The 7,689-nt window shown below is 71.4% G+C and carries 7 protein-coding genes and 1 pseudogene; 3 read left to right on the top strand and 5 right to left on the bottom strand.

The genetic code is table 11. The features are described from left to right. The 5 genes from A7B18_RS20555 to A7B18_RS20575 all read right to left on the bottom strand — a co-directional run. The coding region (locus A7B18_RS20555; protein ID WP_146009591.1) for a transposase at nt 1-191 on the bottom strand (191 nt) is incomplete at its 3' end. 33 nt (nt 192-224) lie between these two features. Further along, a complete protein-coding gene (locus tag A7B18_RS20560; protein ID WP_102128536.1) occupies nt 225-2,171 on the bottom strand; it encodes an endonuclease in 1,947 nt (648 codons plus the stop codon). A 435-nt stretch (nt 2,172-2,606) separates the two neighbouring features. Beyond that, nucleotides 2,607-3,899 (bottom strand): serine--tRNA ligase, encoded by a 1,293-nt coding sequence (gene serS, locus A7B18_RS20565; RefSeq protein ID WP_102128537.1) that lies wholly within the window; start codon nt 3,897-3,899, stop codon nt 2,607-2,609. A gap of 112 nt (nt 3,900-4,011) precedes the next feature. Further along, a complete protein-coding gene (gene gatC / locus A7B18_RS20570; protein ID WP_102128538.1) occupies nt 4,012-4,302 on the bottom strand; it encodes an Asp-tRNA(Asn)/Glu-tRNA(Gln) amidotransferase subunit GatC in 291 nt (96 codons plus the stop codon). Between the two features lie 40 nt (nt 4,303-4,342). After that, on the bottom strand, nt 4,343-4,930 hold the full coding sequence (locus tag A7B18_RS20575; RefSeq protein WP_102128539.1) for a hypothetical protein: 588 nt from the start codon (nt 4,928-4,930) through the stop codon (nt 4,343-4,345). A 106-nt stretch (nt 4,931-5,036) separates the two neighbouring features. Here A7B18_RS20575 and A7B18_RS20580 point away from each other — a divergent pair, with 106 nt between their 5' ends. The 3 genes and pseudogenes from A7B18_RS20580 to A7B18_RS22175 all read left to right on the top strand — a co-directional run. After that, complete coding sequence (locus A7B18_RS20580; RefSeq protein ID WP_102128540.1) at nt 5,037-6,257, top strand: toxic anion resistance protein; 1,221 nt, start codon at nt 5,037-5,039, stop codon at nt 6,255-6,257. Further along, nucleotides 6,254-6,916: a nucleoside/nucleotide kinase family protein gene (locus tag A7B18_RS20585; protein WP_245872996.1), complete on the top strand. Its 663-nt coding sequence runs from the start codon at nt 6,254-6,256 to the stop codon at nt 6,914-6,916. The genes A7B18_RS20580 and A7B18_RS20585 overlap by 4 nt, the downstream gene beginning before the upstream one ends. 160 nt (nt 6,917-7,076) lie before the next feature. Then, nucleotides 7,077-7,689: pseudogene (locus tag A7B18_RS22175) on the top strand (hypothetical protein); the annotation flags it as partial.

Consider the following 7,689-nt stretch of genomic DNA (forward strand, 5'->3'; position numbering starts at 1 on the left):
CGGTCATGGCAGGTATGCCATGACCCGTACCGCTCAGGAATGTCCCGCCAGGGTGCGCCGGTCTTCTGGCGCCAGATGATGCCGTTCAGGACGACGCGGTGGTCCTTGTAGGCGTGTCCTCGCTTGGGGTGTGGGGGCAGCAGTGGGCGAAGTTGAGCCCACTGCTGCTCGGTTAAATCTGTCCGTCCCATCCCCCCATCCTCCCAAATTCACCCAGACAGACCCTAGCGCCCCAACCCCTCGCCGAAGTCCACCTCCGCTGCCCACTCCGGGTGGTCGATCAGGGGGTTGCGGTTGCCCTGGCGCAGGGAGATGGCCGCGTTGCGGTGCCGCTCCCAGTTACCGGGCGGGTCAGCCCCGTGCCACGCGAGGAGGGTCTGGAGGTGACGCTCCCCGTACTGCCGGACCACGCCGGGATAGCGCAGCAGGAAGTAGAGGGTCGCGCGGGCGGCGGCTCCCTTCCCGTGCGCGGGCTCGAACTCGCCGGGCTCGCGCCGCCCGCAGTCGCTGCGCAGCACCTCGCCGTAGTCGGGAAAGTCGAAATACGGCGTATTGCCCCGAAACGAGTTGCACCCCGGCTCGCAGGCGAAGAGGTGGTGCAGGTCCCCGCGCATGGGCTCGCGCTTGCCGAACCACGACTGGGGAACCACGTGCTCGCAGTTGTAGGGGATGGCGTCCTCCAGCACGTCCACGCTCAGCCCTTCCCGCGCGGCCAGGGTCAGGCGGCGCTCCCGTGCGGCGCGGTCGGCGGCGATCAGCTCTTCCGGGGCGTGCTCGCGGGCACTGTACAGGCTGCGCAGCTTGCCGTCCGGCCACAGGTCCACCCACGGATACAGTTCGTCCGCCGGATCGTAGCCGGGCGTGCGGGCGTGGGTGCGCCGCACGAGTTCCGCGAGGGCCAGGAAGCGGGCCTGGGGCGTTCCCCCGGTCGGGAGGTCCGCGTAATAGGCCGCCGCGTTCTCCGCGTCCCCCGGGTCGAGGTAGGGGCGGTCGGGCGAGGCGGGCCGCCGGGCCTCTCCCCCGCCCACCCGCAGCCGCAGGGTGACGGGCACGCTCGCCACGCCGTCCGGGCCGACGTTGAGGGTGCCGAGGTCGAGCACCCGGGCGGCCTCTGTGGGAGTGAACGAGGGGGCAAAGGCGACGGGCGAGCCCACCACGGGCGGGCGGTTGGCGGCAAGCACCTCGGCCACCAGCACGTTTCCCGCCGCGTCCTGCCGGGTCCGCAGGTCCTCCACGATCCGGCTGACCCGCACCCCCTCGTTGGCGATCCAGTCGATCAACGTGTCGGGATCGCCGGGCCTGGCGGGCTGGCCGTCGCGGCGCAGGGTGCGGCCCTGGGCGTCCGTGCGGGGCACGCCGCTGTGGTGCAGGGCGACGACCTCCCAGGTGTCGTTGAAGACGGGGCTGCCGCTCGACCCCGGCGCGGTGTCCGTCTCGTAGTGCAGGAAGTCGGTGAGGAGGTCCACCAACCGGTTTTCGCGCAGCGCGACCTGCTTGGGCTCGCCCGAGGGGTGCTGGACGATGCTCAGCGCCTCGCCGACGAGGACCTTGCCCACGGTGCCGATCAGGGGCAGCCACCCGAAGGCCGAGGTGTCTCCCTGCACCGCCACGAGCGAGTAATCCAGCGTGTCCGAGGTCAGGAAGAGCGTGTCGGGGTCGAGGTTCAACGTTACCCGGTCGGTGAGGGTGCCGTCGGGGCGCAGCTCGTAAGTGAACTCGATGACGGAGGGCCGGGCGTCTTCGGCGCTTTCCAGCACGTGGTGGTTGGTGAGGATGGCGCGCGGACTGCACAGCCAACCCGTGCCGTAGCCGACCGTCCGTCCCTGCTCGCTGCGCAGCACGACCCGGCCCACCGCCCGCGACGCCGAGCGCGCCAGGTCGAGGTACGCCACGCCCAGGAGGTCGTTCGTGCCCAGCACCCGCTCCAGCCCCAGGCGGGTGGGCTCCGGGAGGCGGGCGGCGACGGTCGGCACGTCCTCGTGCCCCTCGACGAGGGCGCGAACATCGGGCAGGGGCACGCCGAGGCGGGTCAGGCGCGTCTCCACCCGCTCCACCGAGTCGGCGGCCAGGGGCCCTCCCACATTCAGACGCTCCAGGGTTCCCGCCCGGTCGGGGTCCCGGCTCACGAAGCGGGCCTGCGTCTGCGCCAGCACCTCACGCGGAATGTCCATGGGCGCAGGGTAAAGGGTGGGGAGTGAGGAAGGCTGACGTGGAGCGCCTGGCATGGATCTGGTTCAGCCTTCACGAAAAAGAGCCAGGCACGATGGCCCGACTCTCGGAGAGCTGGATTGAAAAAGGCGCAACCGGGGAGGCGAGCGGGCTTTACCTCAGGGCTTGAATGAGGGCCGCCACACCACTCAGCACTGCGCCCAGGGCCGTGAGGAACACGGCGATCTGAGCCAGGCCAGGTGGCTTCCGGCGGGGTTTTTTGGTACGCTTTTGCTTGCTGGGCAAGGCGGACCACCCCCTTTCCGAAGCGCCCGGAGTCACGATCCGGGCGCTTTCACGCTCCGTTCGTTGTTCCCCCCGCTCTTCCCCGGTTGTCATGCGCCCCGTCCCTCGCGGGACCTGCCGATCTTACCCTGAAACCCCGCGTAGGAGGCGACCTAAGCCGTCGCCCCCTCCCGCACCGGCACTCCCAACCGCTCGCGTCCTCCCAGGTAAGGGCGCAGGGCCTCCGGCACCCGCACCGTTCCGTCCGCTTGCTGATGGTTTTCGAGCAGGGGCACCAGGATGCGCGGCGCGGCGATTCCCGTGTTGTTCAGGGTGTGGGCGTACACCAGCTTGCCGTGCTCGTCTCTATACCGCAGCCCGGTGCGGCGGGCCTGCCAGTCGCCCAGGTACGAGCAGGAGTGGGTCTCGCGGTAGAGGCCCTCGCTGGGCACCCAGGTTTCGATGTCGTACATCAGGACCTTGCCCGCGCCCATGTCGCCCGTGCAGTTCTGGACGACCCGGTAGGGCAGTTCGAGCGCCCGCAGCATCGCCTCGGCGTTTTCCAGCAGCACGCCGAACCAGCGCAGGCCCTCGGCCTCGTCGGCGCGGCACATGACGTACTGCTCGACCTTGCGGAACTCGTGGACGCGGATCAGGCCCCGCACGTCCCGCCCCGCCGACCCGGCCTCCGAGCGGAAGGCGGCGCTCAGGGCGGCGTAGGCCATCGGCAATTGATCGAGGGTCAGTTGCTCGCCCGCGTAGAGGCTGTTGACCGGAACCTCCGCCGTCCCCGCCAGCATCAGCTCGTCGCCCTCGATCTTGTAGACCTGATCCTCGCCGCCCGGGAAGTGGCCCGAGCCCACCAGCGTCTCCGGGCGCACGAGGGCGGTCGTGCTCAGCGGCGTCAGGCCGCGCCCGCGCAGGAAGTCCATGGCGAACATCAGCACCGCCATCTCCAGCAGCACGGCGTCCCCCTTGAGGAGGTACGAGCGGCTGCCGCTCACCCGCGCCACGCGCTCGGGGTCGGCCCAGCCCTGGCGTTCGAGAATTTCCACGTGATCCAGGGGCGGGAAGGTGAACTCGGGGACGCGGCCCTCGCGGCGCAGCTCCACGTTCTCGGAGTCGTCCCTGCCCACCGGCACAGAAGTAAGCGGAATGTTCGGCACGCGCAGGAGCAGTTGCCGGAGTTGGTCCTCGTGCGCGCGCAGGGCGGGCTCCTGCGCCTTGATCTCCTCGGCGAGGTCCTTGCCCCGCTGAATCAGGGTGGGGCGCTCCTGGGGGGTTGCCCTGGGCACCAGCTTCGCGTTCGCGTTGCGCTCGGTCTGGAGGGCTTCCACGCGCTGCTTGAGTTCCACGAGTTCGCGGTCGAGGCGCAGCAGTTCGTCGAGGTCGAGGTTCACGCCCTTGACCAGGACGGCGTGCCGCACGGTGTCGGCGTTCTCCCGGATGAACTTGAGGTCGAGCATCACCGCCTCCAGAGACGCGCGAACGCGAGCAAGAAAAGCGACTGGGACAGCTCCAAAGGAGAGGGGCCGTCCCCGACTGGGACAGCTCCGAAGGAGAGATACAGGCCACTCATCAGTCCTGCTCCACCGTGCGGGGCACACGCACGAAGCCGTCCTGCATCTCGGGGGCGAGGGCGGCCACCACCCCGGGGGCGAAACGCTCGCCGGGCACGTCCTCCCGCAGCACGTTCACGAGGTCCACGGGTCGCTGCATCTCCTCGACGCCCGTGGTGTCCACCTCGCTGAGCTGCTCGAAGTAGCCGAGGATGTGGTTGAGGTCTTCCTCCATCGCCCCCCGCTCCTCGGGCGTGAGTTCCAGGCGCGCGAGTTGCGCGAGGTATTCGACTTGGGCCGCGTCGATCATGCCCAGGAGTATAGGGGCGACCCACCTCGGCCCTCCTCACCTACTCCGCGACGAGGTTGACGCGGCCCTGCACGCTCGCGTCCCCGCCGAGGTCGGCCTCGAACTCCCCGCGCAGGCCCCGACTCCACGGCAGATTCCACAGGTTGAGAGAGCTTCGGCGGGTCGGCCCCGAGTACGTCAGCGGCGCCTTCCCCGCCGTCCCCGGCACGACGAGCAGCACCTGGACCCGCGTCTCGGTCGTCGGAACCGGAGCAAGAGGTGGGGGAGGCGGCCCCGGTGCCAGCTCGAACGGGACCGGGCGGACGGGAGACGGGGTGGGGGGTGGAGCTGGGACGGGCACGGGCCTCACCGGGGCCGGAACCGCGGGCGGCGGGCTGTTCACCGCGAAGACCGTCAGGGCCAGCGTCGCCCGACCGTCCGTGCTGGGGCAGGAGACGGAAGCGTCGCCTCCCAAGGAGAGGGTCACGCCGTTTCGCCGCGCGTCCAGAGCCGGGTTGCAGTCGAAGGCGAAGACGCCGCCGGGCGTGCGGGCCGTGGCCGTGAGGCGGGCATCATCGGTGCGGACGGGGGCCGGGGCACAGGCCGCGATCGTCAGGGCGACGGGGAAGACGAGCGCGAGCCTGTTCATGGTGGATTCAGCGTACCGGGAAGTTGCGGAACGGCGGGGCGCATTTGCCTGCCCTCCCCCGAAAGATGGACGCACCCCCGCCCCGCCCGGGGGCGTACTGTGACCTATGAGCGACCCCAAGCCTGACCCCCTCACGCCGCCCGAGTCCCTGATGAAGGCTCCCGAGGCCGTGCCGCCCGTGCAGGCGGGTGACGCCCCCGAGATGGTGCCCCTCTCCCCCGAGGACCGCGCCCGGCTCGACGCGATGGCGCGCGCCTTCGTCGAGGACGTGTTGCGGGCGGGCACCCACGGCGAGACCTTCAAGCGCAAGCTCGACTCCGTGCACGACCTCGGCCTCTCCGAGCAGCGGGCCGCCGCCCAGGTCTCGAACCGGATGCTGGAACGGCCCCTGCGGGCGACGAAGGCCGGGGCCCTCGCCGAGGGCAGCTCCATCCTGAGGGGCCTGACCGACCTGCGCCGCACGGTGGAGGACCTCGACCCCAGCCGCGCGCCGACCGCCCGGCGCCTCTTCGGGAAGCTGCCGGGGGGGCGCAAGGCCCAGAACGCCCTCGACCGTTACCAGAGCGCGCAAACGCACCTCAACGCGATTCTGGAGGCGCTCTACCGCGGCCAGGACGAGCTGCGGCGCGACAACGCGAGCATCGAGACCGAGAAGGTCCACCTCTGGGAGACGATGCAAAAGCTCCGGCAGTACGCCCACGTCGGCAAGGCGGTGGACGACGCCCTGACCGCGCGGCTGACTACCCTGGAGGCCAGCGACCCCGAAAAGGCCCGCGTCGTGCGCGAGGAACTGCTCTTCGCGGTGCGGCAGCGGGTGACCGACCTGCTGACCCAGCTCGCGGTGGGGATTCAGGGCTACCTCGCGCTCGACCTCGTGCGGCGCAACAACCTCGAACTCATCAAGGGGGTGGACCGGGCGACGACCACGACGGTGAGCGCCCTGCGCACCGCCCTGATGGTCGCGCAGGCGCTCGGCACCCAGCAGGCCGTGCTCGGGCAGGTCACGGCGATCAACGAGACGACGGGCAACATGATCTCCTCGACCGCCAGCCTGCTGCGCCAGCAGTCCACCGAGATCCAGCGTCAGGCGGGCAGCGCGACCGTGAACCCGGAGGTCATCCAGGCCGCCTTCCGGGACGTGTACGGGGCGCTCGACGCGATCAGCACCTACCGCACCCAGGCGCTCGACCGCTTCAAGGACACCATTCAGGTGCTCGACCGCGAGGTCAGGCAGGCGCAGACGTACCTCGACCGCGAGCGGCAGGGCGCGTCGCGCGAGGTGGCGCAGGGGCTGAACGTCACCGAGCAGGGCGACCTGAAGCTTTGACCGTCCGGCGGGCGTTGTTGCGCTTCCTCGCCGCCCGGCTGGACGCCCGGCCCGCCTCCCCCGTGCTGCGCGTGGCGATAGACGGCGTGGACGGGGCGGGCAAGACGACCTTCGCGGACGAACTGGCCGACGTGCTCCGCGAGCGGGGGCGAACGGTCATCCGCGCCTCGGTGGACGGCTTCCACGCGCCGCGGGCCGTGCGTTACCGGCTGGGCCGCGACTCGCCGGAGGGCTTCTACCGCGACTCCTACGACCTCGCGGGCCTGCGCTCGGCACTCCTCGACCCGCTGGGGCTGGGCGGGTCGCTGGCCTACCGGGCGGCGATCTTCGACCACGTGACCGACTCGCCCGTGGACGCGCCGGAACTCCGGGCGGACCCCGGCAGCCTCCTCCTGCTCGACGGGCTGTTCCTGCACCGTCCGGAGCTGCGGGACGTGTGGGACGACTCGGTGTTCCTGCGGGTGGCCTTTGAGGTGTCGGTGCCGCGTGGGGCGGGCCGGGGACCGGGCTGGGGCTCGCCGGACCCGCACGCCGCGTCCAACCGCCGCTACGTGGAGGGCCAGCGGCTGTACTTCCGGGAGGCCGAGCCGTGGCGCCACGCGGGGGTGGTCGTGGACAACGACGAATTGGAGGCGCCCTTCATCGTCGACCTGGCGTGAGGGTTGAGGCGACCTTGCGGGTTCTCACGGAATTCATGCCTTCGCGGGGCGGGGAAGATGCATCTTCGGTCGGGCGTGAGGATGGCCGGATTCGGGTCTCATTTGCTCGGCCCGAACTGGCCTATAACGGCGGTCTACCCCACCGACGCGGAGGTCCACTATGTACTGGAAGGAGAACTGGAAGGAGGCCGTGGCCCTCTGCCTCATCGCCGCCCTGATCACCGTCGGCATCCTGCTCGTCGGACAGCGGCTGTCGTGGTGGGTCCTCACCCCGGTTGGCGCCGCGCCCCCCGTTCCCCCCACGGTAACCAGCCTGGAGGAGACGGTGCCGGAGGCGCCCTTCGCCGAGACGCCGCTCCCCGACGAGCCGCTTCCTGAAGAACTCGCCCTCACGCAGGAGCCCGCGACGGTCCCGACCGCGCCCCTGGCCCCCCAGGCCCCTCAACCCGCCGGGCGCCCCACGGCGCGCACCGAGGGGGCCGCGGCGGCGGTCTCTCCAGCACCGCGTGATGGGGCCAGGCCCACCTCCCCGGGAGTCGTCCTCACCCGCGAGGCGGCCAAGCCCCCGGCCCCCGCCCCGACAGCCTCCACGCCGAAGCCGCCCGCCCGGGCTGCCACCCCCCCGGCACCTGCGGCCAGCCCCGTGACGGCTCAGCCCTCCCGCGAGAGGCCGCCCGCCGCGCCTGCCGCGTCCACCGCCCCCCGCACGGGCCAGGGCACGGCGGCGAGGCCCGCCGCCCCGACTGCCGCCCCCCCCGCGGGGCCGGAGGCTC

It is taken from the genome of Deinococcus planocerae (assembly GCF_002869765.1).
GTDB lineage: Bacteria > Deinococcota > Deinococci > Deinococcales > Deinococcaceae > Deinococcus > Deinococcus planocerae.

Bases quoted from the DNA above. Each gene is read 5' to 3' on its own strand.
- gatC (WP_102128538.1), bottom strand. From the start codon at position 4,302: ATGATCGACGCGGCCCAAGTCGAATACCTCGCGCAACTCGCGCGCCTG.
- serS (WP_102128537.1), bottom strand. From the start codon at position 3,899: ATGCTCGACCTCAAGTTCATCCGGGAGAACGCCGACACCGTGCGGCAC.
- A7B18_RS20580 (WP_102128540.1), top strand. From the start codon at position 5,037: ATGAGCGACCCCAAGCCTGACCCCCTCACGCCGCCCGAGTCCCTGATG.
- A7B18_RS20575 (WP_102128539.1), bottom strand. From the start codon at position 4,930: ATGAACAGGCTCGCGCTCGTCTTCCCCGTCGCCCTGACGATCGCGGCC.
- A7B18_RS20560 (WP_102128536.1), bottom strand. From the start codon at position 2,171: ATGGACATTCCGCGTGAGGTGCTGGCGCAGACGCAGGCCCGCTTCGTG.